This window comes from Asticcacaulis taihuensis (assembly GCF_900100255.1).
GTDB classification, from domain to species: domain Bacteria; phylum Pseudomonadota; class Alphaproteobacteria; order Caulobacterales; family Caulobacteraceae; genus Asticcacaulis; species Asticcacaulis taihuensis.
Window position 1 is genome coordinate 156,349 of record NZ_FMTS01000005.1, and the last position, 26,625, is coordinate 182,973.

A 26,625-nucleotide genomic window follows, 5' to 3' on the forward strand; every position below is an offset into this window, starting at 1 on the left:
CAAAAGTCTTAACAACTGATCAAGCCAGGGCCCCGCAAAGCTGATATGACGACCCCGCCATCAGACACCGATCGCCAGCCGCGCCGCCACGCGGAACCGGAGGCTGTTGTGGCCTTCCATGGCGTGTCGCTGGGTTATGACCTGGGGATGCCAAAGACACTGGCCGCCGGGCTGAACGAAGACGACCTGATCCTGAAAAATCTCAATTTCGAGCTGCCGGCCGGGTCGTTTCATTTCCTGACCGGGCCGTCGGGTTCGGGCAAGACCTCGCTGCTGAAGATGATCTATCTGGCGCAGAAACCGACCACCGGCGTGATCGAGCTGTTCGGCGAAACCATCCGGCCGCATGACCGTGCCCAGACCGCCGGCCTGCGCCGCCGCCTCGGCATCATTTTCCAGGATTTCCGCCTGCTTGAGCATCTGAATGTGTTTGATAATGCGGCCCTGCCGCTGTTTGTTCATGGCGCGCATTTCCACGAATATCATGATGATGTCACCGAACTGCTCAACTGGGTGGGGCTGAAAAACCGGCTCGATGCCATGCCGAATGTGCTTTCCGGTGGCGAGAAGCAGCGCCTGGCCATCGCCCGTGCCGTGGTGACGCGTCCAACCCTGATCCTGGCGGACGAACCGACCGGCAATATAGATTACGCCATGGGCCTGCGCATCATGCGCCTGTTCATCGAGCTGAACCGCCTGGGCGCCACTGTGCTGATCGCCACCCATGATGAAGGTCTGGTGAAGGCGTCCGGTATGCCGGTGCTCGAACTGCGCCAGGGGCAGTTATTTCAGCGGGACGTTTCGGAGGGCGTGCGATGATCGGGCCGATCGTTGCAAAACTCGGGGTTTTGAAGGCCGGCAAGCTGTTGCCGCAGCAGGACCAGCGCGAGGTGGCCCTGCATTATGTCATCGGCGTTTTGTGTTTCCTGGCCTGCATGGCGGCCATGGTGGTCATGGCATCCGATCGCGCCGCCCACGGCTGGTCACGCGATATCCGCGCCGAGGTAACCGTTCAGGTGCGTCCGACCGGCCTGGAAAGCGGCTCCATCGCGGCGGCCAAGGCGGCGGAGGTGCTGGCCGGCGTCAAGGGGGTGGGGCAGGTGACGGCGCTGGAACCGGAAAAGGCCAAGGATCTGATCAAGCCCTGGCTGGGCGATGCCGTGCTCGATGATCTGCCGATCCCCAACCTGGTGGAGGTCACGCTCGACCAGCGCCACCCGGCCACGACCCAGGCCATGATGAATGCCCTGACTGATGCCAGTATCGATGCCAGCATCGATGATCATTCGACCTGGCTGAAGGATGTCGAGCAAAGCGCCCTGACCATCCGACTGATTTCGCTGGGGATATTTTTCATCATATTCTCGGCCACCGGCGCCGTGGTGGGGTTTGCCACCCGCGCCGGCCTGACCGCCCGCGCCGATATCGTCGATGTGCTGTCCTTGTGCGGCGCCAGCGATATCTTCATCGCCGAACGCTTCCAGTGGCGCTTTGCCCGCATGGCGTTTGAATCCGGCCTGCTGGGCGCGGGTCTGGCGGGTGCGGTCATGGCGCTCATAAAAGCCACAGGTTCCTCACAAAGCTTTGCCATAGCCCTTCCCTTTTCATGGTCCGACCTGTTAATATTAATTCCATGTCCGTTCCTGGTTGCGTTGATCGGCGCCCTGACCGCGCGTATGGTAACCTTGCGGCTGCTGGCGCAGCATGACTGAACTGTATTGAGGGGGAGGCTGATATTATCAAACATATGCGCACCCTGATCGCCCTGTTCGTGGTTATCCTGCTGTGGACGGCCGGCCTGTTCGCGTTCGCCGACCGCGTCATCGATTCAACCCCCGCCGTCGAACCCGCCGAACCGGCGGACGCCATAGTCGTGCTGACGGGCGCATCTGACCTGCGCCTCAAGGCCGGAATGCGCCTGCTGGAACGCCGTAAGGGCGCGCGCATGTTCATTTCGGGGGTCAATCCGGAGGTCAAGCGGCCGGAACTGATGGCGGTGACCGAAGGCTCGAAGCGGCTTTATGAATGCTGCGTCGATCTCGGCTATCAGGCGGAAAATACCGTCGGCAATGCCCATGAAATCGCTGACTGGGCGCGGGGTCACGACTTCTATACCCTGATCGTCGTCACCTCGGATTATCACATGCCGCGCTCGCTGCTGGAGCTGAAGGCCGATATGCCGGGGGCCACCCTTATTCCCTATCCCGTCGCCACGCCGGACCTCGACGCACGCGGCTGGTGGAAATCGCGCAAGGGCCAGCGCATCATCGTGCTTGAATACTGCAAATACATGGCCATTCTCGGCCGTGACGCCATATTGAGCATATCGCGCAAGTTCGGTGACAAGGGCGGCGCGCCGGAGCCGAAGGCGGGCACCGAAGACGCCATGGCTGCGAGTTCGGCTTCGTGAGTTTTCTGATTACGCGTATTCGGTCTCTGTTGTTCATGCTGTGGCTCTATGGAACCATGGCCTTTTTTGGTATTCTCTGTTCGCCGCTGCTGCTTTTCCCGATACCCGCCGCCATGGCTGTTATCCGCTGGTGGGCCGGGTCAGTGCTCTTCGGGGCGCGCTGGATCGTGGGGGTGAAGGTCGAGTTTCGCGGCCTGGAGCACCGGCCGGATGGCCCGGCCCTGATCGCCGGCAAGCACCTGAGTATGCTCGATACTATTGCGCCTTTCGTTGTGCTGAAGCGGCCGGCCTACGTGCTCAAACACTCGCTGATCTATCTGCCGTTTCTGGGCTGGTACGCCCTGAGAACCAAGATGGTCGCCATCCGCCGCGAAGATGCTGCCAAGGCACTGAAACTCATGGTTTCGGCCTGCCGCGCGCGTTTGAATGAGGGGCGCCAGATCCTTATTTTCCCGGAAGGCACGCGGTCGGATGTCGGTGACGATCCGGTCTACAAACCGGGCGTGGCGGCGCTTTATCGTGATCTCGAAGTGCCCTGTCACCTGCTGGCGACCAACAGCGGCCAGTTCTGGCCCGGCCACGGCATCGACCGTAAACCGGGTACAGTCGTGTTCGAGTTCCTGCCGCCCCTGCCGGCCGGCCTGAAGCGCGGTGAACTGATGGCGCAGATGAAGGAAAGGCTGGAGACTGCGTCCAATGCCCTGGTGGCGGAACATGCGCGCTGAGGATATCGTTGCCCGGCAGTTAGATGCCTATAATGCGAAGGATATCTATGGCTTCATGTCCTGCTGGGCGGAGAATGCCGAGATATTCGCGCATCCGGATGTGCTGCTGGCGCGGGGCCATGCCGATATCCGCGCCCGGCATGTCCTGCGCTTTCAGGAGCCGGACCTCTTTGCGCATCTGGTCAGCCGGATTGTCATGGGCAATCGCGTCGTCGATACCGAACTGGTGACGCGCAATTTCCCAGAAGGCGTCGGTCAGGTCGATGTCATCGGCATCTATGAGATCGAAGACAGCCTGATCGCGCGCGCCTGGTTTTTGATGGGTGAGCCTAGGCTGGCCCCGGCTCACCCTTAAGCCTTACGACAGAACCACCACGACGACGCGGCGGTTGGCGGCGCGGCCTTCGCGGGTATTGTTCGGGGCCACTGGCTGTTCCGAGCCGTAGGAGATGGCCGACATGCGGTTCAGTGCCACGCCCTGCTGGTTCAGGAAGCGGCGGACGCTGTCAGCGCGCGCCTGACCGAGGCGGTAGTTGATGTCATCCGTGCCCGTGGCGTCGGTATAGCCCTGGATTTCGAGATAGACGTTCTTGTTGTCGGTCTTGAGTTGCTCGGCGAGCTGGCTCAGCTTTGCCTTGGTCTCTTCCGAGAGGACGGCCTTGTCGGTATCGAAGCGGGCCGAGTCATCACTGAGGACAATGGAGTAGACGAACTTGCCTTCGGCCAGCTTGCCAGCGGCCGTGGCGCGGTCGAGCGCATCCTGGGTGGTCTTGTCGAGTTGCGACAGGTGTGCGTCGTTCTGGTCGATGCGGCCGTTCACGGTGGTGATTTTTTCATCGACATATTTATGGCTGGCGCAACCGGAAACCGCGATCATAAGCGGCATTGCCGTCAGAAGCGCCATGGATTTGAAACGTATCATAAAGAACCTATTGAATGAAAAGCGGGCCTCTGAGTTGGCCTGAAATTCTCTATAAGCGGGAAAAAAAGACGGAAAGAGGGCAAATTAATAAAGGATTAATAAGGGACTTCGGCATGGCCGGTAAGCCACTGCCAGGCGCACAAAAAGAAGGCGGAGCGGTCAGGGGAGCCGCTCCGCCGTTTTCAAGGCCGGTTGGGGGGTATGGAATACCGGCCTAGAAAGGTGAAATTACGTGATAATCAATGCACGTTGGACATATCGACCGGTCCCTTTGGGCGCGGCACGGTCCAGACCAGCAGGGCGCAGATGAGGAACAGAACGGCGGCGCCCATAAAGACACCATTGGTCGAAATCATCAGGGCTTGTGCGTTCACCAACCGGTCGGCCGTCGCAATAGCGGCTTCGCGTGACATGCCGCCCTGCATCAGCGAATCGATGAACGCCTGAATGCCCTTCAGGCTGTCGACAATGCCTTCATGGTTTTTCGTGGCGTTGTTTTCCCAGATGGTGGTGACGAATGAAGTGGCGACGGCGCCCGACATGGTGCGGATGAAATTCTGCAGGCCGGCGGCATTGGCGGTTTCTTCCGGCTTGACGGAACCCATCGAAATTTGCAGCAGAGGCATGAAGAAGAAGGGCATACCGACGCCGGTCAGGAAGATCAGGAAAGCGATCTGACCGAAGCTCATCTCCATGGTGGAAAGGCCGCGGATGAAGGTAATGATGGCCAGCCAGCCGACGCCTAAGAAGATCAGGCGGCGCGGATCGACCCGGACGGCCAGTTGCGCGGCAATCGGCGCGGCGAAAATGGCGAGTACACCCACCATGCCGGTGGCGTTGCCGGCCCAGGAGGCCGTCCAGCCGAGGTTATTTTGCAGCCATAACGGGCCGATGACATTGATGGCGAAGAAGGAGCCGATCATCAGCGCCATACAGACCATGGCGATGGAGAACCCCCTGTGTCGGAAGACGCGCAGGTCGACGATCGGGTTGGCGTCGGTCAGTTCCCATATCAGGAAGGAGATGAAACCGAGCGCGGCGATGAGGGCCAGGGTGATGATGAAGGGCGAGGCGAACCATTCGTTTTCCTTGCCGAGGTCGAGCATCAGTTGCAGTGCGCCGACCCACAGGATCAGAAGGCCGAGGCCGACCGTATCGACGCGGGCCTTCGTGGTCCGGGTTTCCTGGCTGAACAGAACGCGCCAGACGAGGAAGCCGGCGCCGATAGCGACGGGCACGTTGACGAGGAAGATCGAGCCCCAGCCGAAGTTGTCGCACAGGGTGCCGCCGAGCATCGGGCCGGCGACGGGCGCCACCAGGGTGGTGATGGCCCAGATGCCCATGGCGGCCGGTTGCAGCTTCTTGGGGAAGATGGTCAGCAGCAGGGTTTGCGACAGGGGCATCAGCGGGCCGCCGCAGAAACCCTGCAGGATGCGCGCCATGACCAGGATTTCCAGAGATGGCGAGATGCCGCACAGGAAGGAGGCAATGCCGAAGCCGATCAGGGATACGGAAAAGACGCGGACCGTGCCGAAGCGCGAGGCCAGCCAGCCGGTCAGCGGCACGGCGATGGCCTCGGCCACGGCGTAGGAGGTGATGACCCAGGTGCCCTGCGAGGTGGAGACGCCGAGCGCGCCGGCGATATTGGGCACCGAGACATTGGCGATGGACACGTCGAGAATGGCGACGAAATTAGCCATGGCCAGCAGGATGCCGCAGAGCCAGAGCGTGAGGCCGGTCAGCGGCACGGGTTCTTTGTAGGTTGTGTCGGCGGTGGTGGCGGACATGGGTCGCAACTTTCCAAAATAGGATTTTGGCTCACATATTGAAAGCAAGAGACCCCACCACAACGCCCTTAAGGGCGCGGTCCCCCTCCCCAGTAAACTGGGGAGGTATAAGGGCATCTATTTTCCTTGTAACTCCCCCAGTTTTAGGGGAGGTGGCAGCCCGAAGGGCTGACGGTAGGGGGGCTTTAGTCGTATTTACTCGATAACGCTGATCTTGGCCTTCATGCTCATGCCGACACGAAGCGGGTGTTGCTTCAGCTCCGTCGGGTTGAGCGAGATGCGGACCGGCACGCGCTGGACCACCTTGATCCAGTTGCCGGTGGCGTTCTGGGCCGGGATAATGGCCATGGAGGAGCCGGTGCCGCCGGAAAGGCCGGCGACCTTGCCGTGATACTTGACGCTGCCGCCATAAACGTCAGCGGTCAGTTCAACCGGCTGGCCAACCTTGACCTTCTTGAGCTGCACTTCCTTGAAATTGGCGTTCACATAGGCGCTCTGGATCGGCACGATGCTCATCAGGGCCTGTCCGACCTGGACGCGCTGGCCGACCTCGACGGTATTGCGCGAAACGATGCCGTCGATCGGCGAACGGATGACGGTGCGGTCGAGATCGAGCTGGGCCTGCTCCACCTTGACGCGGGCCGCGACGACCTGCGGGTTCTCGGTGACGCCGACGCCGGAAATCAGGGCGGTGTTGGAGGCGCGCTGACCGACGGCGGCCGCGGCCTGGGCCTTTGCGGTGGCGAGCGCCGCCTGGGCCTGGTCCATGGCGGTTTTGGCGTTCTGCACGTCTTCGCCGGAAACGGCGCCGCTGGCGGCCAGAGCCTTGCGGTCGTTATAGGATTTCACAGCATTGTCGTAGGTCGCCTGGGCGTTATTGACCTGGGCGGCACTGGCATCGGCCTGGGCCTTCAGGGTGGCGTCGTTTTCATAATAGGTGCCGATCTGGCGGGTGGCCTGATCGAGCTGGGCCTGGGCGGCGGCGAGCGCCAGCCTGGCGTCGGTGTCGTCGAGCACCACCAGCACGTCGCCGGCCTTGACCGGCTTGGTCTCGTAGATGTCGGCGACCTTGACCGGCGCCGAGACCAGTGGGGTGATGGAGGCCGTGGAGGCGTCGACATAGGCGTTGTCGGTTTCGACCGACTTGCCGCCCTCGATCAGGGTGTAGGCGCCGAAGCCGAGAGCGGCCACGGCAACCACGCCGCCGAAGATGAGAAAGAGTGGGCCGCGGGCTTTGGAATTGACGGGCCTGGCGGGAGCGGCGGTGTCCAGGGTTGCCGAGGGGGAGGATTGATCGGGCATGATGCTAACTTCGTGTGTGCTTAATGCGATTGAAAGCCGCCGCCGAGGGCGGCGATGAGGCTGATGCGATTATTATAGGCCTGGGCGGTCAGGTCGGACAGGTCGAGTTCGGCGGAGGTCAGCTTGACCTGGGCGTCGATCAGGTCGAGCTTGCTGGACAGGTTGCGCTGGACGCGCAGATTGACCAGGTCATAAGCCTGTTGCGCGCTGTCGACGCGGGTCTTCGCTTCGGCGATCTGGTCTGCGGTCGATTTGGTGCTGATCGCCGCGTCGGAAACCTGGCGCAGGGCGGTCACCAGCGTCTTGTTATAGTTGGCGACGGCCGAATTGTAGTCGGCTTCGGCGCCGCGATACTGGGCGCGCAGGCGACCTTCAGCAAACAGGGGCAGGCTTATGGCCGGGCCGATGCTGCCGATTGTGGAATCATGGCGGGTCAGGCCATCCCAGTCGAGCGCCTGGAGGCCCCATTCGGCGCTGAACTTCACATCGGGATAGAAGTCGGCCCTGGTATATTTGATGTTCTGGCCTTGCGCTTCCACCATCAGGCGGGCGGCTTCGACATCCGGGCGACGGCCGAGCAGATTCAGGCTGGCATCGGCAGGCAGGGACGCAAATTCGACCGGGGCGAGGGCGGGGCGCTGGATGGTCAGGCCGCGATCCGGACCGGCACCGACCAGGGCGGCGATCAGGTTGTTCTGCAGCTTGATGGCGGCTTCGGCGCCGGAAAGGCGGGCGGCCAGGCGGGCCTGCTCGTCAGCATTATTCAGCACCGAGTCCTTCGGTTCCAGGTTGTGCGCGGCGCGGGCCTGCATCAGTTGCAGGCGGGAGTCGCTGTTGGCCTTGACGGCGGCGAGGTCGTCGCGCTGCTGGTAAAGCCGGTCAAGCTCGACATAGGCGCGGGTCACGGCCACGGCGATATCCTGCCGGGCGGCGATGCTTTCGACCTCCGCCGCCTTGCCTTGCGCGAAGGCGCCCTTGCGGGCCGCTTTCGCCTTGCCCCACAGGCCCAGATCGTAGTTGGCGCCGATCGTGGCGCGGGTCAGCGGATGATAGCCCTTGGGCAGGAAGTCGCGGAAGGCCGCCGGATAACCCATGTTCAGGCTCTGTTGGGTCTCGGTGATCGAGCCGTTGAGCGACAGGCTGGGTTTCAGGGCCTCGGTAATCTGTTCGCTGGAGGCCACGGCCTTTTGCAGGCGGGCATCGGCGGTCTGGATATCGGGCGAATTGGCGAAGGCTTCGTCGATCAGGGCATCGAGCTGCGCATCGTTGAAACCTTTCCACCAGTCCTGCGTCGGCCAGGCCCCCGATTCAGCCGGCAGGCTCTGCGTGGCGGCAAGGTCGGAGCGTGGGGCAATAGTATGGGAATCCGGCACGGACGCGCAGTTGGCCAGCAGCGCGGTGGCGGCTGCAAGTGCGCTCAGGCTGGCCGCTTTCGTCAGGAAGGCGCGCGAGAAAACCGGCGCTTCAAATTTATGGGGGGAGGGCATCTGGAGGAGGTCCTGAAACACAAAAAGGTGAACCGTACTGTACAGTTCGGTTTATTTGCGCTAAGATGCAAATCAAGTCAAGCTCTAACTGTACAGTATGGTACAAATTTTTATGGAAATGCCAACAAAAACCTTGAAGGGCGCCGCAACTTTCAAGGAAGCCCCTACTTTTAAGGATCAACGCCGCGAACGCATCATCCAGGTGGCGCGCAGCGTATTTTACGAAGTCGGTTATGCCGGCGCCAGCATGTCGATGATATCGAGCCGCCTTGGCGGTTCGAAGGCGACCCTCTATGCCTATTTCAACAGCAAGGAAGACCTGTTTGAGGCCATTATCCGCGAGCAGTGCGGCCAGATTGCCGACCTGTTCCTGGCCCATACCGGCACGGACGACTTGCGCGCAACGCTCGCGGTCATGGGCCGTGAACTGCTGACGGCGATCATGTCGGATGAGGCGGTCCGCACCTTTCAGCTCATTGTCGAGGAAAGCCACCGCAATCCGCAACTGGCCGAGATGTTTCATAATGTCATCCAGAGCCAGGGCGGTTCCAACCTGGTCAATCTGTTGCAGGCGGCCCACGCGCGCGGCCAGATCAATGCGCCCAACAGCCAGGAAGCGGCCATGGTGCTGAAAAGCCTGATCTTCGGCGACTGCCACTTCAAGCGCATCATGAACCTGGCGGCACAGCCGACCGAGGCGCATCTGTCGCGTCAGGTCGACCTGGCGGTCGATATCTTCATGGCCTATTACGGTTCGAAGTCCGCCGGCTAAGTGTTTACCAAAGTGTAAACCTTTTTGGTTAACGTCCGTTAAGCAAAGGGTTTCACATGGCCAAAACAACAGACGAATCAACGCCTTTTGATGTTCGCCCGAACGCGCAGGCTTTGCTGCGCAAACAACGCCGGGCGGCGGATTTCGACCGGATATGCGCCGGCGTCTGTGAACTGGCCGCGGCGATCTTCGATGTACCGATGGCTGCCTTAAGCCTGCGTGAGGGGGAGGGCCTGACGCCCACCTCCGCCTTTGGCATCCCCAATATCGATGTGCTGGACGACATTGCCTTTACCGAACGTCCGTTGATTGCCGGCGAGGGGCTGAGCATAGAAGACGCCGCGCGCGATGCCCGCTATTTCCTGGAAAGCGCCGTCCTGCGCGCCCCATATATCCGTTTCTATGCCGATATGCCGCTGGTGCATGACGGCGGGATCATCGGCGTTCTCGCCCTGGCCGATGCCGCGCCGCGTACGGATTTCCCGGCGACGAAACAGGCCGTGCTGACAAAATTCGCCGACCAGGCGGCCACCCTGCTGGCCCTGGTGCAAGGCGCGGGCAGTGACATGCAGGGGATATTGCACATGCAGCAAAAACGTCTGGACCGCGCTGCGGAACTGGCCGGCTTCGGTTACTGGACGATAGATCTGGTCAGCCGTGAGGTTGTCTGGTCCAGGGAAATGTATGGCCTGCTGGGCCTGAATCAAAAGACATACCGGCCGCAGGTGGCCACGCAGCTCGATATCTATCAGCCGGAGGATCGTCCGGTCGTGATTGAGCACTTTCAGCGCGCCGTCAATGCCGGTGAGGATTTCGATTTCGAATTGCGCATTATTCGCCGCCGGGACAAGACCGCGCGCCTGATCCGCACAAAAGGCGGGGTCGAATATGATGGCGATGGCGCGCCGGTCCGGCTGTGTGCTGTGGTGCGCGATGTCACCGAAGCGACGGCCCCGACCCCGGCCGAGGAAGGCTTCCTTGGCCATATTGCCGACGAACTGCGCGCGCCGCTCAACGAGATCGTCAGCTATGCCCGAATGATCGAAACGCGGCCGGTTTCCGGCAGCGAAATCGCCGATTTTGCCCGCCATCTGCAAACCTCCGCGCAGGCAATGAAGACGCTGATCGGTGATGCGCTGAGCCATGAACCGGCCGCGTCCAGTGAGAAAGACAACGAGATAATCGATGTCGCCGCGATGATCAGTGAGGCTGTCGAAGCCTTCACGCCTCAGGCCCAGGCTGCACAAACCCGGCTGAGCGCCCATTTTGTCGATTTCACCCGCAAGCAGGCGCGTCTCGACGATATGCGGGTGCGGCAGGTGCTGCAAAACCTGATCGCCAATGCCTGTAAATTCACACAGGGCGGCGTCATCAGCGTCACCGCCAGCCAGGTGACGGCGGAAAATCCGCAGACACTGAAACCGGAAATCCGCCTGCATGTCAGTGTTCGCGATAGCGGCATCGGCATGGAGGAAGCACAGGCGCGCACTCTCTTCAGTGGCGGCAAGAAGAAGCATGGCCTGGGGCTGTCCGTCGCCCAGGCGATCGTCGAAAGTCTCGGCGGTTATATCGGCGTGGTGTCGCGGCCAGGCGAAGGCACCAATGTGTGGTTTGAAATCCCCATCGACTGGGTGGATGCGCCCGAGATGAAACCCGATCCGAAAGCCGTGCCCGTACCGCGTACCTTGAGGCGACAGACTTTTGACACGCCTCAGTCCCCTCCGGCCTATGCGCCGCCCCGGCCGCGTATCGACGCCGTGCCGTCTGCGCCAACAAAACATGCGCCGGTAGATGAAGACCGCATCAACCGCGAATATCTGCGCGCCCTGTTGGCGGATATGAAGCTCGACCTGCAATAACCCTGTTAATCTTGCGGGTAAGTTGTATTTTAAGACTTAGTCAGTAGCCTGACCGCGACCGGCTGCAAAATAAGCAGCCTTTCGGGGACGGGAATGACCGACGATCTCAAGACGCAACGCGACCGCTATATCGCCTTTTCCCTGGCGGCCGCGGATCTGCTGATCGAGGCGGACAGCGACTTTCGTATCATCAGGACGATCGGCGCCACCCAGGCCCTGCTGAGCGGACTGGGCGAAAGCGTGGTCGGGCGAGACGTCTCTGATATCTTTATCCCGATCGATCGCGCCTTTGCCCGCCACCTGTTCAATCGCGCCAAAACGATCGGCCGCATCGAACCCTGCGGCCTGAATCTGCAACAGGCAGAAGGCCCGCCCCTGCTGGTCAATATGGGGGCCTGTTACCTCGGCACCGGCGAGGGCAGCACCTTTATCAGCCTGACTGTTCTGTCGGATGGCGTGGTGGCGCAAACCACGGCGGACGGGCAAGCCGGTCTGCTTGATCTCGATGCCTATCTCGGATTCGCCACGCGGAAGATCGGCGTCAGGGGGGAGACCGCGCCGAAGGATATGAAGCTGGTGCGCGTCGCCGGCCTTTCCCAGGCCATGCGCCAGTTGCCGAAGGATCAGACAGACCTGCTGATGGGCGAGATCAGTTCGGTCCTGCGCGCCCAGGCCGTGGGCGGCAGCGCGGCGGCGCGGTTATCAGACGAAGCCTTCAGCTACATCCCTTCCGCCAAGGGGCAAGGGGCCTCGCCTGAAGTCATTTCGCGCGATATCCGCGCGGCGGCCGTGGCCGCGGGCCTGCCGGAAAACAGTCTTTCCCCCTCTGTACTCAATCTCGAACTCTCCACCGGCAATCTGGATCAGGACAGCATCGCCAAGGCCCTGCAATATGTCCTGAGCGATTTCTGCCGGCCAGAGCGCAGCCCGATCAGTTCGCTGGCGCAGGGTCTGAAATCGGCCATGGCCGAAACGGTCCAGCATTTCGACAGCATCCGCGCCCTGATCGACGGCGACAAATACACTTTGTTCTATCAGCCGGTGGTATGCCTGGCCGATCGCACGACGCACCATTACGAGGCCCTGCTGCGCTTCGCCGACGGCCGGGCGCCCTTCGATACCATCCGCCTGTCCGAGCAACTGGGGCTGGTGCAGGATTTCGACCTGGCGGTGGCCAGGAAGGCGATCGAGACCCTGGGACGGCATGAGGGCGCGACCATCGCCATCAACCTTTCCGGCCTGTCGATCCAGGGCGACCAGTTCCGCGAGCATCTGCGCCAGTTGCTGGGTGGCGCCGGCGGTGTGAGCCAGAGGCTGATGTTCGAATTGACCGAATCCAACGCCATCGAGGATATCGAGGCTGCCGCCACCTTCCTGCGCTGGCTGCAGCGCACGGGCTACCGGGTCTGCCTCGATGATTTCGGCGCCGGCGCGGCCACCTATACCTATCTGCGTCATTTCGATGTCGATTTCGTCAAGATCGACGGGCCTTTCCTCAAGGAGGCCCGCGACAATCCCCGTCAGCGCGCCCTGGTGCGCTCGGTCAGTCATCTGTGCCGTGATCTGCATACCGAGGTAGTGGCCGAAATGATCGAAGATGACGCCATGGCGGCGCTATGCCAGGAAATGGGCATAGGCTATGGCCAGGGCTATCTGTTCGGCAAGCCGAAGCCACAGATCGACACGCCGAAGCCGCTGGTGGTCGGCAAGCGCAAAGGGTTCAGCGAAAGCTGGGGGTAGACTGGCGGAAAATTAGGCGGAAAATCCGATCTGGCGCATCTTAGGTTTTATGAAAATGCACAGACTGATTTCCCTTTTGCCCGCCATCGCCCTGTTAGCCGGAACCGCCGCTGACGCCCGCGACTACTGGTTCGGTGCCGATCTTTCCTATGTCAACGAGATGAAGGCTTGCGGTGCAAAGTACGATTACAAGGGCGAGACCGACGCCTACAGGATCTTCGCGCAGTCGGGCCATAATCTCGTTCGCGTCCGTATCTGGGTCGATGCCAAATGGACGCCCTATTCCAACCTGGCCGATGTCGAAACAACCATCGCCGCCGCGAAAGCGCAGGGGCAGAAGGTGCTGCTCGATTTCCACTATTCCGATGACTGGGCCGATGGCGGCAAGCAACTGGTGCCGGCCGCCTGGGCCGGTCTCTCCGAGGACGATCAGGCGAAGGCGCTCTATCAATATACGCTCAATACGCTGAATGCGCTGAAAGCCAAGGGGCTGATGCCGGAAATGGTGCAGGTGGGCAACGAGACCAATGGTGAGATTCTGCGCACCCAGCCGGAAGAGCATGTCGCCATCAACTGGGCGCGCAATGCGAAGCTGTTCAATGCCGGGATCAGGGGCGTACGCGATGCTTCGGCAGATAGTTCCATAAAGCCGGAAATCATGCTGCACATCGCCCAGCCGGAAAATATCGAGCCGTGGTTCGATGCCGCCACGAAGGCCGGCGTCACCGGCTATGACATCATCGGCATGAGCTATTACAGCCGCTGGTCGAAGGAAGACATGAATGGCCTGGCCGAGACCATTCGCCGGATTCACTACAAATTCGGCAAGGAGGTGGTGGTGGTCGAGACCGGCTATGCCTTCACCGACATGCCGGCCGACAGTGCCAATAATCTGCTGGGTTCTGCCTATGCCCTGAAGGACTATCCGGTCTCGGTGTCCGGGCAGGCAAAATACATGCACGACCTGATGCAGCAGACGCTCGATGCCGGCGGGATCGGCGTCGTCTACTGGGAGCCGGCCTGGGTGTCGACCAAGTGCCGCACGCGCTGGGCGCAAGGGTCAGACTGGGAAAACGCCGCCTTCTTCGACTATAAGGGCAAGGCCCTGCCGGCGCTGGAATGGCCGAAAGCCTCATATGTCTGGCCGGTGGCGGTCACCTTCACGGTGCCGGATCATGGTCAGGCGGCGCAATATCTCGGCGGTGATTTCACCGGCGGTATAGCTGTGGCCATGCAGAAAGTAGGTGGGCAATTCACCTATACCGCCTGGCTGCGGCCGGGCGGTCATGTGTTGGTCGGCACGGCGGAAAATGCAGACGCGCTGGGCGATGCAGAGGCGCTGGACGTGACGGTGCCGGCATCCGGCGGGTCGGTTGTGTTGGGAAGGCCACAGCCATAATATTGTAGTACAATTATCTGGAAGATCGTCGTTATTGTGTTATAAATCCGTAAAAGCCTTAAAACGGCGGATAAAAACACACGGGGAGCGGCGGAAATTCCGATGTCAAACATCGTACATACGGGGCCATCTGGGGAAGCGCGTAAAACGTTGCTGGCTTTTGTGGGCGCGCAGATATTACCGCATGAGGCGGATCTGCGTCATTGGCTGTTGCGACTGGGTGTGAAGGCGCATGAACTTGATGATATCGTCCAGGACGTTTATTGCCGCCTGTTGCGGCTTGAGCGCTTCGATCATATCGAGGATCCGCGCGCCTATCTCTTCCGCTGCGCGCGCAACGTCCTTCTGGAGCAGGTGCGGCGCAGCAAGGTGGTGTCGATCATGACCGTGCAGAATCTCGATGAACTGGGCGTGGCCGATCTGGGACCGAACCCGGAAAGCGCCGCCTCGTCGCGCGCCGAACTGGTCCGGGTGCTGGGCCTGATCGAAGGGCTGCCAGAGCGCTGCCGCCAGGTGTTTGAACTGCGCAAGGTGCATGGTCTCTCCCAGGCCGAAACGGCGAAAGCGCTGCGTCTCAGCGAGAATATTGTCGAGAAGGAAACGGCCAAAGGGCTGGGCCTCATCCTGCGCCATATGGCGGATGCCGGATCGGGTGTGGTGACGGCGCTTAAAGCCAATGCCGGACACAAGAGGATTTATGTCGCGGATTGATGAAGAAGCGACGCGTTGGGTCGCCCGGTTGAGTCATGAGGTCGGTGCCGATGTGAGGGCGGAATTTGACGCCTGGCATGATGCGGACCCGCGCCACCAGGGCGCCTATCTGCGCGCTGAGGCAGCCTGGACAATGCTCGATCGCGCCGAGGTTCTCACGCATGGCGACACCCTGCTGGCCCGCCGGGCGCTGGCGGAAAAGCTGAAGCGGCATCGCGCTTCCGTCAGCCGCCGCTATGTCATGGGCGGGGCGGTGGCGGCATCGCTGACGGGCGCGGTGGCGGTAGGCTATGTGCTGGCCAATCGCTTAAGTGTTGCCACCGGTGTCGGCGAATTGCGCAGTATCCCCCTCAAGGATCGCTCGATCGCCTCTGTCAACACCGACAGCCAGATCGATGTCGATATGACACCGCAGATCCGCCATGTCGCCCTGGTGAAGGGCGAAGCCTGGTTCGAGGTGACGAAGAATCCAGCGGTGCCGTTTGTCGTCTCCGCTGGTGATATCCGCGTGCGCGCGGTCGGCACGGCCTTCAGTGTGCGCCGGCGCGAGGGCGGCGCCGATGTGCTGGTCACCGAAGGCACGGTCGAGGCATGGAACGTCAATGACAAGAATAAGCGCGTCACGCTGACGGCCGGCCATGAAGCCTTCGTGCCGGTGAAGGCGGAAACGGTCGAAGTGACCTACCGCCCCGAAGAGGTCGAGCGCCGGCTGGCCTGGCGGGAGCGCGAGATCGTCCTCAATTCCGAAACCCTGGCCGAGGCGGTGGCCGAATTCAACCGCTATAACAGCCGCCGGATCGTCATTGCTGATCCAGCCCTGGGTGAGCAGAAACTGGTGGGTGGCTTCCATGTCGATCAGCCGGAAACCTTTGCCCGCGCCGTGCAGACGGCGCTCAATGTGCCGGTCAGCGAGACCGACGACCGTATCATAATTGGCACAGCCAGCGCTTCCTTATAAAAAAGTCGTACAATTCGGCGGAAAAAAACCAGCCGGACATCTTGGTTTCAGAAGGCGCGAAAAAATGCGCCTCGACAACAAGATGCAAGCACAAAGTAGTCAGGGAACATCATATGTCACATTGGAATAATGCCGCCTTCCGCGCGGCGCTTATGGGCTCGGTCGCCGCGGTCGTCATGGTGGCGCATCCGGCCGCCGCCCAAACAAAGACTTTCAACATTCCGGCGCAGGACGCCGCCACCGGTATACCGGCCTTTGTCAAACAATCCGGCCTGCAGGTGCTGGCCACGGCCGCCGATCTGCAGGGCATCCGCACCAATGCGGTTTCTGGCAGCCTGAGCAACGATGCGGCGCTGAGCCAACTCGTCGCCAATACCGGCCTGGCCGTGAAGACCAATGATGGCGCCTCCGCCGTGATCGTACGCGCCGCCGCTGCCGATGCCGTGGCCAGCGAGGCCGCCGCCGAAGCCCCGGCCGATCCGCAGGAAGTGGTCGTGGTCGGCGTGCGTAAGTCGTTGCGCGATGCCCTCGATGTCAAGCGCCGCAATACCGGCATTGTCGAAGCCATTTCCTCGAAGGATATCGGCGCCCTGCCGGATGTCACCATCGCCGAGACGCTGAACCGCCTGCCGGGCATCACCGCCACGCGCGACCGCGGCAATGACAGCCAGGCATCGATCCGGGGCCTGGGCGCCCGCATGGTGCTGGGCACGGTCAATGGCCGCGAAGTCGCCTCATCGGAGCCCGACCGCAATGTACGCTGGGAAGTCTATCCGTCGGAAGTTGTCTCCGGTGCGGCGGTCTACAAATCTTCGGAAGCCAGGCTGATCTCCGGCGGCATTTCCGGCACGGTCGACCTGCAAACCATCCGTCCGCTCGATTACAAGGGGCCGTCCTTCGTGCTGCGCGCCGGCCCGGTCTATTATGATGGCGGATCTGCCTTCCCGAACTATGACGGCCTGGGCTATCGCGCCTCGGCCTCTTTCGTCCATCGCTTCTCGAACAGCTTCGCGGCGGTTCTCGGCCTGACCTCGCAGGTCCAGAAGAACGGCTACGAATCCGTGCAGGGCTGGGGCTATAATTCCGGCGCCGATAACGGTCCGGTCGTGGCCGGCGACGCCACCAAATATAATACGCCCTGGGGGGCGCAGGCCGAGGCGAAGCGCCTGAAGGAATCGCGCTTCGGGGCTTCGCTCGGTTTGCAGTTCAAGCCGACCGATAATTTCCAGCTCAGCTATGACCTGCTCTATTCCGACATCAAGATCCACGAATTGCAGGACCAGGCCTGGTATGGCGATGGCGCCTGGGGCAACTGGGACGGCGGCAATTATGGCAACTATACCGACGGCGCCACGGCGTCCGGTCAGGCGCCGGTCATCAACAGCAATGGCGATGTGGTGGCGGCAAGCGTCGCCTGGGCCGGCGATAAGTCGGTCGTGGCGCGCTATACCGAGGACAAGACCCTCATCGTCCAGGGCCTGAACGGCAAGTGGACCAGCGAGCACTGGACGGTGTCGGCCGATGCCTCCTATTCCAAGGCGCAGCGCTATAACCTGTGGGCCGCCAACGAACTCGCCTACTGGCCCAGCCTGATGACCTATGATTTCCGCGACAAGCCGGTCATCACCGTTTCCTCTGCGCCGGAAGATAACACCCAGACCGCGCAGACCGGCCAGACCTCGCTGGGCGCCGTTACCGATGAACTGGGCGCCGTGCATCTCGATTTCGAGCGTCACCTCGACAGCGGCTTTTTCAAGAGCATCCTGTTCGGGGTACGCGCCTCGGACCGCACCAAGGCGCTGGGCTCGCTGAACAGCACGGTCTCGCCGATTATCGGCGCCGTGCCGGATTATCTGCTGTCGGGCTACAGCTTCAAGAACTTCAATATCCCGACCATCCTGACCGGTGATTTCGGCGCCCTGGCGACGCATCTCTACGGCACCTCGTTCGACATCGATCCGAAGACCACGCCGATCACCGACCGGGTCAAGGAAAAGGTCTCCGAAGCCTATCTCGAAGGCACCTATGCCACCACGATCGGCGGCATTCCGGTGGATGGCAATATCGGCGTCCGCGTCGTCGATGTCGATGCCACCTCGGCCGGCACCTCGACCGTCGCCGGTGCCTGGTATGAAGCCACGCCCGGCAACTGGGTACAGACCATGGTCACCACACCGGTCACCGGCGGCGCCAGCTATTCCAAGGTTCTGCCCTCGGCCACGGCGCGTCTCGATTTCGGCAATGGCCAGTACCTGAAGCTTTCGGCCGCCAAGGTGATCTCGCGTCCGCCGCTGAACGACATGATCATTACCCGCCAGATATCCTCCAGCGCGCCCTATACCGGCTCTTCGGGCAATCCGTATCTGAAGCCGTTCGAGGCCACGCAACTGGATATCTCTTACGAGAACTACTTCAACAAGGACGCCCTGTTTGCGGTCAGCGTCTATCACAAGCAGGTCGATAACTTTGTCGGCTACGCGTCGCGTCAGGAAACGATCGACGGCAATGTCTATACCCTGACCTCGCCGGTCAACTCTGACAAGGGCGGCCGTATCGATGGCGTGGAACTGACCTACCAGTCATCGTTCGGCTTTATCGGTCTTGACCACTTCGGCATCTATTCCAACTATGCCTATGTCGATTCCGACCTGACGGAAATGTCGGCGGGGCTGCCGCTGAATGGCCTGGCCAAGAACACCGGGACGCTGGATTTCTGGTACTCCGATCACGGCATCGATGCGCGCCTGGGCACCAAGTATCACGACACCTACACGGCCATCTATGGCTGGAATGATGCGCAACTGATCCGCGTCCGTCCGGAAACGACCATGGATTTCTCGATCAGCTACCAGATCAACCCGATCGTCCAGGTCCGCTTCCAGGCCAACAACCTGCTGGATACGCCGCTGCGCACCTATAACGACAACGTAAAGGACCGTCTGGGCCGCTATGACCTTTATGGCAAGCGCTACCTGCTCGACTTTACGCTGAAGTACTAAAGGGCGTTAAGTAAGAAACCCCACCACCACGCCCATGAAGAATGGGCGCGGTCCCCCTCCCCGAACAAGTCGGGGAGGCATAAGAAAGGAAGCACCTAGCTTGTACCTCCCCACCTATGGTGGGGAGGGGGACCGCACGAAGCGCGATAGCGCTAGATGCGGTGGTGGGGTTTCTTGCTTTCTTAAATTCAATTCCCATGGCCAGCCCTTGACCTCATCAGGGGCTGGCCATCATTGTATCTGCAAACCTAAGAGGAACCGCCGTCATGCTTGACCTGAACCGCCGCCATCTGCTGGCAGGCACCGCCGCCACCTTCGTCGCCGTTCAGGCAAGTACATCGCAGGCGCAGACCGAAACGATCAGACAAGACGATCGCCGCACGCGCTTCGATACCGGCTGGCGGTTTGCCTTTGGTCACCTCTACGACGCGGAAAAGGATTTCGGCTATGGGGCCGACCAGCGCACCTATGCCAAGCAGGGACCGGACGCTACACCGGTGGCCAAGGCGGATTACGATGACTCTCAGTGGCGGCCCGTCACCCTGCCGCACGACTGGGCGGTGGAACTGCCGTTCGTTCATAAAGAGCCGAAAACACCCCTTAAGCCCGATGATCATGGCGCGGTCTGGGACCCGGCCGCCAATCATGGCTACAAGCCGCTTGGGCGCGACTATCCGGAAACCAGCGTTGGCTGGTATCGGAAAGTCTTCACGCTCGATGCCGCCGATAAAGGCAAGCGCATTTCGCTGGAATTCGACGGTGTCTTCCGCGACGCCATGGTGGTGATCAACGGCTATATCGTGAAGCGCAATGACAGCGGCTATACGCCCTTCCGCGTCGAGCTGAACGACTTCCTCAATACGGACAACACACCCAATACGGTGCTGGTGCGCGTCGATGCCTCACTGGGCGAGGGCTGGTTCTATGAAGGTGCGGGCATCTACCGCCATGTCTGGCTGGTGAAGACCGATCCGGTGCATATCCCGCAATATGGTGTCTGCATTAGAGCAAAGGCAGACGGCACGGTAGAGGTCATTACGACGGTGCGGAATGATAGTGATCAGGCTCAGGACGTTATGATTCTGCCGATTACGTCATCACCAAACACTATTCATCCTGCCAAAAATTTGCATCTTGTACCTTGGGAATCTGTAGAAATACGTCAATCTCTGAAAGTCACTTCACCGCACCTTTGGTCCCTTGAAGATCCGTACCTGTATAATTTAAGCATTCAAATTTTTGCTGAAAATCAATTGCGGGATTCCGTCACTACCCGCTTCGGCTTCCGCGATATCCGCTTCGACGCCGAGAGCGGCTTCTTCCTCAATGGCCAATCCGTCAAACTGAAGGGCACCTGCAATCACCAGGACCATGCCGGTGTCGGTGCCGCCATTCCCGATGCCCTGCAACGCTGGCGGTTGCAGCAACTGAAAGACATGGGCTGCAACGCCTATCGCGCCTCGCACAATCCGCCGACGCCGGAACTGCTCGACCTGTGCGACGAGATGGGCATTCTGGTCATCGACGAAACGCGCATGATGACCTCCTCGCCGGAAGGGCTGGCGCAGCTTGAAACCCTGATCAAGCGCGATCGCAATCACCCCTCGGTCATCCTGTGGTCGATCGGCAATGAGGAACCGCAGCAGGGCACCGAACGCGGCGCCCATATCGCCCGCACCATGAAGCGCCTGTGCAATGACCTGGACCCGACCCGCCTGATCACGGCGGCGATGGATAACGGTTACGGCGAGGGCATTACCGAGGTGATCGATGTCATCGGTTTCAACTACCGCGATCAGTTGATCGACGGCTTCCACGACAAGTTCCCCGACAAGCCGATTATCGGCACGGAAACCGCCTCGACGGTTTCGACACGAGGCGAATATGTGAAGAATGACGCCGCCCATATCGTGCCGGCCTATGATACCGCCGCGCCGTGGTGGGCGACCACGGCCGAGGGCTGGTGGCCGCATTTCGATGCCAAGCCCTATATCGCGGGTGGCTTTATCTGGACCGGCTTTGATTATCGCGGCGAGCCGACGCCCTACAGCGAATGGCCGTCGATTTCATCGCAGTTCGGTGCGCTTGATACCTGCGGCTTCCCGAAGGACAACTACTATTATTACCGCGCCTGGTGGCGGCCGGAGCCGCTGCTGCACCTCTTCCCGCACTGGAATTGGGAGGGCCGGGAAGGCAAGGACATTTCCGTCTGGGCGCACAGCAATGCCGATGAGGTCGAACTGTTCGTCAACGGCAAGTCGGCCGGTCGCAAAACCGTCACAAAGGATTTCCACGTCGAATGGACTGTGCCTTACCAGCCGGGCAGGATCGAAGCCTTCGCCTATAAAGCCGGCAAGGTTATCCTGAAAGACAAGCGTGAGACGGCGGGTGTGCCGGCGAAGATCGTCCTGACCACCGATCGCACAGCGCTTGCCAATGACGGCATGGATTGCACGGTGATCAGGGCCGAGGTCTTTGACGCCAGGGGGCGTCCGGTGCCGAGGGCGGATAACCTGATCAAGTTTGCTGTGTCCGGTCCGGGCGCGGTCATCGGCGTCGGCAATGGTAACCCGAACAGTCACGAAGCCGACAAGGCGTCCGAGCGCAAGGCGTTCAATGGCCTGTGTTGCGCTATCGTGCAGGTGACGGGGGCGGGCGGCATCACCGTCACTGCCACGGCGGATGGGTTAGCCGGCGGTAAGGTCATGCTGAAGTCGGCTTAACAGTCGTCGTCAATTACCCCTCCGTCGCGGACTTACGCCGCGCCACCTCCCCTCCAAGAGGGGAGGATTTTTTAATGGCTCCTCCCCTCTTGGAGGGGAGGTGGCGAGCAAGCGCAGCGCGTCGAGACGGAGGGGTAACAACCGGCGGCAATCACCCCGCCTGATCACCCCACAGCTTCTTCAACGCCGGACCGCGACCGCAGCCGACATAATAGGCGTTATAGTGCGCGGCGTGGGTCTGCCAGTAGTGCTGGTGATAGTCCTCTGCCGGATAGAAGGGCAGACCGGTATTGGTCGATTTGACGATCAGCGTATAGATCGGCTTGTTCAGTTGCCGGCCGACCGCCTGTTTCGAGGCCACGGCCGCATTATATTGCGCATCCGAAAAGGTGAAGATGGCCGTGCGGTAATTGTCGCCGCCATCGCAGATGACGCGCGCCTTCGTCGTCGGGTCGGTCGAGTGCCAGTAGGTATCGAGCAATTGCTGGTAGCTGACCTGGTCGGGGTCATAGGTCACTTCCACGGCCTCGACATGGCCGGTGCGGCCGCTGACCACGTCCTCGTAAGAGGGATTTTTTACCGAGCCCCCCATAAAGCCCGCGCGGGTATTGGTCACGCCCTTTACATGGTCGAAGGCTTTCTGGGTGCTCCAGAAACAGCCGCCGGCGAAAACGGCCACCTGTGCGTCAGCCGCCAAGGCATTGCCGGCGAAACTGAAGGCCAGCAGGCTTGTCACAAAAAGTCGTCTCAGCATGCTGATCTCCTATGCCGGAATAAACTTGAGGGCTACGCCATTGCTGCAATAGCGTTTGCCGGTGGGGGCGGGGCCGTCATCAAACAGGTGGCCGTGATGGCCGCCGCAGCGCGCGCAGTGATATTCGGTGCGCGGAATGCCGATGGCGAAGTCGGTCTTGGTTTGCAGATGGCCGGGGATGGCGCGGAAGAAGCTCGGCCAGCCGGTGCCCGAATCATACTTGGTGTCAGAATCAAACAAAGGCAGGTCGCAGCCCAGACAGGCGAAGATGCCTTTGCGGTGTTCATTGAGCAGCGGACTGGTGAATGGCCGCTCGGTCGCCTCATGGCGCAGCACATTATAGGCGGCAGGCGGGAGGCGCTTCTTCCACTCGGCATCGCTGAGTTTCAGCGGCGCGACGGTTTCGGCCTCGCTTTGCGAACAGGCGGCCATAAGCGCGCCCATTCCGGCCAGGGAGAGAAAGTGACGGCGTAACATAGGAGACTCCGTAAAAGGCTTACCCTGACTTATACGCTCAAAATCCGCATCGGGTTACAGGCCGGAAACTGTGGCCATTATAACGCACCCCGTGCCTATCCGGTTTGTAAAGACCTCATAAAGACCGTCGTCACATAAGTGTCAAATCAGTTACACGCGACTGTCATGAAGCGCGCCTATTGCGCCGTGCGTGGCCCTGGCTGTTCGGGGTTCAAAAAATTACAAGCACACGCACAAGGTAATTTCACCATGAAAAAATCCCTCGTCATCGGCACGGCCGTCGCCGCCATCGCGCTGGCCGCCATTGCTTCGGGCGCCTCGGCCCAGGATACGACCATCTCCGGCCGTATGTATGCCGACTTCACCAATATCGACAATAAGGTCGATGGCGTCGAAGCCGCCCCGACGGGCACGGGCTTCGATATCAAGCGCCTGTATATCGGCATCGACCACAAGTTCTCCGACATGTTCTCGGCCAATGTGACGACCGACTTCCAGTACAGCTCGGCCATCAGCTCGACCGAAATCTACCTGAAGAAGGCTTACGTCCAGGCGAAGTTCTCCGACGCCCTGGTCGTGCGCGTCGGCGCCACGGACCTGCCCTGGGTGCCTTACGCCGAAGACATGTACGGCTTCCGCTTTGTTGAAAACACCGTTGCCGACCGTACCAAGTTCGCCACCTCTTCGGACTGGGGCCTGCACGCTGCCGGCAAGCTGAACAGCAACTTCTCCTACGCTGTCGCCGCCATCAACGGCTCCGGCTACAAGAACCCCAGCCGCTCGAAGAGCATGGACTTTGAAGGCCGCCTGAGCGCCAAGTTCGACACGCTGAATTTCGCCATCGGTGGTTACACCGGCAAGCTCGGTCAGGAAGTCGCCGGCGGCGCCGCCACGCCGAACACTGCCACCCGCTTCAACGCCCTGGCCGCCTATATCGGCGACCGCAGCCGTTTCGGCGTCGAATATTTCTCGGCCAACGACTACTCGGCCGCCCTGGTCAAGAGCCCGGCCAGTGTTGACGACAAGGCTGACGGCGTGTCGGTCTTCGGTTCCTACCGCCTGACCCCGGTCTATACCGTGTTCGCCCGCGCCGAAGAAGTGAAGCCCTCGAAGACGCTCTCGCCGTCCAAGAAGGACAAGTACTACAACCTCGGCATCAACTTCACCGCTTACAAGGGCATCCAGTTCGCCGCCGTCGCCAAGCACGACGAGATCACCTCGATCGGTCACAAGACCGAATCCAACGAAATCGGTATCTGGACCGAGGTTCGTTACTAGGAATTGCCGGGCGGGCCGCTGAGTGATCACGGCCCGCTTTTGCATTCGGTTGTCTTTTTAAATTCCGCGCGCTGTAACAAAACTGTCGTAATAACGCGATAGAGCATCCGGACAGCCCGCAAAACATCCCTTCCCAAGGAGATACGCATGTTCAAGTTTCTGAAAGTGGCCCTCGCCGCTGCCGTGATGACCGCTTCGGTCGGTTCGGCTGCCATGGCTGCCGATTCGATTTCCGGCGCCGGCGCCACCTTCCCGGCCCCGCTCTACGCCAAGTGGGCTGAAGGTTACAAGCGCTCGACTGGCATCGCGCTGAACTATCAGGCCATCGGTTCCGGCGGCGGCATCAAGCAGATCAAGGCGAAGACCGTCGATTTCGGCGCCTCCGACAAGCCGCTGACCCCGGATGAACTGGACGCGTCCGGCCTGTATCAGTTCCCGACCGTTGTCGGCGGCGTTGTGCCGGCCATCAACATTCCGGGCGTCCCCACCGGCAAGCTGAAGCTGCCGGGCGCTGTCCTGGCCGATATCTTCCTCGGCAAGATCACCACCTGGAACGATCCGGCCATCACCAAGTGGAACGCCGGCCTGAACCTGCCGGCCCTGCCGATCACCGTCGTTCACCGTTCGGATGGCTCCGGCACCACCTTCCTGTTCACCTCCTATCTTGGCATCGCTTCGCCGGAATGGAAGCAGAACGTCGGTGCCTCTGACGCCGTTGAATGGCCCGCCGGTGTCGGCGGCAAGGGTAACGACGGTGTCGCCGCCCTCGTTCGCCAGACGGCCGGCTCGATCGGTTACGTCGAATACGCCTACGTCATGAAGACCGGCATTGCCTACGCACTGGTCGCCTCCAAGGACGCCACCTGGCCGATGCCGACCGCCGCAAACTTCAAGGCCGCGACCGCCGGCGCCGACTGGGCTCACGCCCCCGGCAACTACGTGCTGATCCTGAACCAGCCGGGCGCCAATGCCTGGCCGATCACCGGCGCTACCTTCATCCTGATGTATAAGGAACAGGCCAATGCCGCCAAGGCCGCCGAAGTGCTGAAGTTCTTCGACTATGCCTATAAGACCGGCGACTTCAACGCCAATGAACTGTACTATGTGCCGCTGCCGGCCACGGTGAAGTCGATGATCCGCAAGCAATGGTCCGCCAACATTAAAGCGAACGGCGCTGCTGTTTACAACTCGCCGAACAAGTAAGATCAGGACTGCCTGACAAGGAAGGCGAGGATGACCTGAAAGGCCATGCCTCGCCTTCTCTTGTTTCTGCTCTCCGCAGCCCTTATAGCTGCATCCCGAAGATGAACCAGGACGAGATTTATGTCTGCTGAAACCAAGTCGCCCCGCTTCGACCCTACCGATCCGATCTTTCGCTGGGTGTCGTTCGGCGCCGCCACCCTGCTGCTGGTGGTTCTGGGCGGGCTGATCGCCTCTCTGGTCTATGGCGGCTGGCCGGCGCTTTCGACCTTCGGCCTGGAATTCTTTCTGAAGTTTAAGGATTGTCCGGCCGGTCACGGTGGTCATTTCTGCATCGATACGCCATGGAACCCGGTCACCGATGTCTATAGCGCCACGGCGCCGATCGTAGGCACGATCGTCTCCTCCTTCCTGGCCCTGCTGTTCGCCTTACCGATCGCCATCGGCGTCGCGGTTTTCCTCACGCAGTTCTGCCCGCGGGCGCTGGCCCAGCCCCTGTCGACGGCGGTCGAGCTTCTGGCCGGCATCCCCTCGATCGTCTACGGCATGTGGGGCCTGTTCGTTTTCGCTCCGTGGTTTGCGAAGACCATCCAGATGCCACTGATGGTCGCGGCCTCGCAGGATCCGACCTCGTGGGGCGCCAAGCTGGTGGCCGGGATCCCCAATGGTGCCAATCTCTTCACCGCCTCGATCATCCTGGCCATCATGGTGCTGCCCTACATGGCTTCGGTATTCCGTGAACTGTTCCGCTCCATTCCCGCGCAGGTGCGCGAAGCGGCCTTCGGTGTCGGCGCCACACCATTTGAAGTCACCACCTCGGTCATCATTCCTTACGTAAAGCAGGGTATGATCGGCGTGATCATGCTGGGCCTCGGCCGCGCGCTCGGCGAGACCATGGCCGTCACCTTCATCATCGGTAATTCACACCGTTTCCCCAAGTCGCTGTTCGACTCATCCTCGACCATCGCTTCCACCATCGCCAACGAATTTGCCGAAGCAACCTCCGACCTGCATACCTCGGCCCTGGTGGCGCTTGGCCTGATCCTCTTCCTGATCACCTTTACCGTGCTGGCGATTGCGCGCTGGCTCCTGTCCACCCAGCGTTACTAAGGAGAGGCAAAA

The 26,625-nt window shown here is 60.9% G+C and carries 22 protein-coding genes; 16 read left to right on the forward strand and 6 right to left on the reverse strand.

Annotated elements, in window-relative coordinates; translation table 11 throughout:
• Positions 1-45 precede the first annotated feature (45 nt).
• Genes BLO49_RS13105 through BLO49_RS13125 form a run of 5 tightly spaced genes read left to right on the forward strand, consistent with a single transcriptional unit; the run spans position 46 to position 3,490 of the window.
• The gene (locus tag BLO49_RS13105; RefSeq protein ID WP_090649430.1) at positions 46-819 is read left to right on the forward strand and encodes a cell division ATP-binding protein FtsE; all 774 of its coding nucleotides are present in this window, start codon (positions 46-48) and stop codon (positions 817-819) included.
• Entirely contained in the window at positions 816-1,712 is an 897-nt protein-coding gene (locus tag BLO49_RS13110; RefSeq protein ID WP_090649433.1) for a cell division protein FtsX, read from the forward strand. Before BLO49_RS13105 ends, BLO49_RS13110 begins: the two co-directional genes overlap by 4 nt.
• Positions 1,713-1,747: 35 nt before the next feature.
• Positions 1,748-2,410: a YdcF family protein gene (locus tag BLO49_RS13115; RefSeq protein WP_090649436.1), complete on the forward strand. Its 663-nt coding sequence runs from the start codon at positions 1,748-1,750 to the stop codon at positions 2,408-2,410.
• An 8-nt stretch (positions 2,411-2,418) separates the two neighbouring features.
• The gene (locus BLO49_RS13120) at positions 2,419-3,135 is read left to right on the forward strand and encodes a lysophospholipid acyltransferase family protein (protein WP_090649739.1); all 717 of its coding nucleotides are present in this window, start codon (positions 2,419-2,421) and stop codon (positions 3,133-3,135) included.
• Entirely contained in the window at positions 3,125-3,490 is a 366-nt protein-coding gene (locus BLO49_RS13125; RefSeq protein WP_245679026.1) for a nuclear transport factor 2 family protein, read from the forward strand. Before BLO49_RS13120 ends, BLO49_RS13125 begins: the two co-directional genes overlap by 11 nt.
• A gap of 3 nt (positions 3,491-3,493) precedes the next feature.
• On the opposite strand, the gene BLO49_RS13130 is transcribed toward BLO49_RS13125, so the two are convergent.
• The 4 genes from BLO49_RS13130 to BLO49_RS13145 all read right to left on the reverse strand — a co-directional run bounded on the left by BLO49_RS13130 (position 3,494) and on the right by BLO49_RS13145 (position 8,633).
• Entirely contained in the window at positions 3,494-4,057 is a 564-nt protein-coding gene (locus BLO49_RS13130; RefSeq protein WP_090649442.1) for an OmpA family protein, read from the reverse strand.
• Positions 4,058-4,296: 239 nt separating this feature from the next.
• On the reverse strand, positions 4,297-5,844 hold the full coding sequence (locus tag BLO49_RS13135) for a DHA2 family efflux MFS transporter permease subunit (protein WP_090649445.1): 1,548 nt from the start codon (positions 5,842-5,844) through the stop codon (positions 4,297-4,299).
• Positions 5,845-6,039: 195 nt separating this feature from the next.
• Positions 6,040-7,146 (reverse strand): HlyD family secretion protein, encoded by a 1,107-nt coding sequence (locus tag BLO49_RS13140; protein WP_090649448.1) that lies wholly within the window; start codon positions 7,144-7,146, stop codon positions 6,040-6,042.
• A 20-nt stretch (positions 7,147-7,166) separates the two neighbouring features.
• Complete coding sequence (locus tag BLO49_RS13145) at positions 7,167-8,633, reverse strand: efflux transporter outer membrane subunit (protein WP_090649451.1); 1,467 nt, start codon at positions 8,631-8,633, stop codon at positions 7,167-7,169.
• A 118-nt stretch (positions 8,634-8,751) separates the two neighbouring features.
• On the opposite strand from BLO49_RS13145, the gene BLO49_RS13150 reads away from it, so the two are divergent.
• The 8 genes from BLO49_RS13150 to galA all read left to right on the forward strand — a co-directional run bounded on the left by BLO49_RS13150 (position 8,752) and on the right by galA (position 21,794).
• Positions 8,752-9,405 (forward strand): TetR/AcrR family transcriptional regulator, encoded by a 654-nt coding sequence (locus BLO49_RS13150; RefSeq protein WP_245679027.1) that lies wholly within the window; start codon positions 8,752-8,754, stop codon positions 9,403-9,405.
• 56 nt (positions 9,406-9,461) lie between these two features.
• Entirely contained in the window at positions 9,462-11,264 is a 1,803-nt protein-coding gene (locus BLO49_RS13155) for a sensor histidine kinase (protein ID WP_090649457.1), read from the forward strand.
• Between the two features lie 93 nt (positions 11,265-11,357).
• A complete protein-coding gene (locus BLO49_RS13160; RefSeq protein WP_090649460.1) occupies positions 11,358-13,004 on the forward strand; it encodes an EAL domain-containing protein in 1,647 nt (548 codons plus the stop codon).
• Between the two features lie 55 nt (positions 13,005-13,059).
• On the forward strand, positions 13,060-14,403 hold the full coding sequence (locus tag BLO49_RS13165) for a glycoside hydrolase family 53 protein (RefSeq protein ID WP_245679028.1): 1,344 nt from the start codon (positions 13,060-13,062) through the stop codon (positions 14,401-14,403).
• A 102-nt stretch (positions 14,404-14,505) separates the two neighbouring features.
• Positions 14,506-15,114 (forward strand): RNA polymerase sigma factor, encoded by a 609-nt coding sequence (locus BLO49_RS13170; RefSeq protein WP_090649466.1) that lies wholly within the window; start codon positions 14,506-14,508, stop codon positions 15,112-15,114.
• A complete protein-coding gene (locus BLO49_RS13175) occupies positions 15,101-16,072 on the forward strand; it encodes a FecR family protein (protein WP_090649470.1) in 972 nt (323 codons plus the stop codon). The genes BLO49_RS13170 and BLO49_RS13175 overlap by 14 nt, the downstream gene beginning before the upstream one ends.
• Before the next feature lie 113 nt (positions 16,073-16,185).
• A complete protein-coding gene (locus BLO49_RS13180) occupies positions 16,186-19,071 on the forward strand; it encodes a TonB-dependent receptor (RefSeq protein WP_090649471.1) in 2,886 nt (961 codons plus the stop codon).
• Positions 19,072-19,337: 266 nt separating this feature from the next.
• A complete protein-coding gene (gene galA, locus BLO49_RS13185; RefSeq protein WP_090649474.1) occupies positions 19,338-21,794 on the forward strand; it encodes a beta-galactosidase GalA in 2,457 nt (818 codons plus the stop codon).
• A gap of 151 nt (positions 21,795-21,945) precedes the next feature.
• Here galA and msrA read toward each other — a convergent pair whose 3' ends face one another.
• The gene (gene msrA / locus BLO49_RS13190; RefSeq protein WP_090649477.1) at positions 21,946-22,548 is read right to left on the reverse strand and encodes a peptide-methionine (S)-S-oxide reductase MsrA; all 603 of its coding nucleotides are present in this window, start codon (positions 22,546-22,548) and stop codon (positions 21,946-21,948) included.
• A gap of 9 nt (positions 22,549-22,557) precedes the next feature.
• Complete coding sequence (gene msrB / locus BLO49_RS13195) at positions 22,558-23,025, reverse strand: peptide-methionine (R)-S-oxide reductase MsrB (protein ID WP_090649480.1); 468 nt, start codon at positions 23,023-23,025, stop codon at positions 22,558-22,560.
• Between the two features lie 249 nt (positions 23,026-23,274).
• Between msrB and BLO49_RS13200 the strand changes: the two genes are divergently transcribed.
• From BLO49_RS13200 to pstC, 3 genes are all read left to right on the forward strand, one after another.
• Positions 23,275-24,303 (forward strand): porin, encoded by a 1,029-nt coding sequence (locus BLO49_RS13200; RefSeq protein WP_090649483.1) that lies wholly within the window; start codon positions 23,275-23,277, stop codon positions 24,301-24,303.
• Positions 24,304-24,450: 147 nt separating this feature from the next.
• Positions 24,451-25,506 carry a phosphate ABC transporter substrate-binding protein PstS gene (gene pstS, locus BLO49_RS13205; RefSeq protein WP_090649486.1) on the forward strand — a complete coding sequence of 352 codons (1,056 nt, stop codon included), beginning with the start codon at positions 24,451-24,453 and terminating at the stop codon, positions 25,504-25,506.
• Positions 25,507-25,626: 120 nt separating this feature from the next.
• Positions 25,627-26,613: a phosphate ABC transporter permease subunit PstC gene (gene pstC, locus BLO49_RS13210; protein WP_090649489.1), complete on the forward strand. Its 987-nt coding sequence runs from the start codon at positions 25,627-25,629 to the stop codon at positions 26,611-26,613.
• The last annotated feature ends 12 nt before the right edge of the window (positions 26,614-26,625 follow it).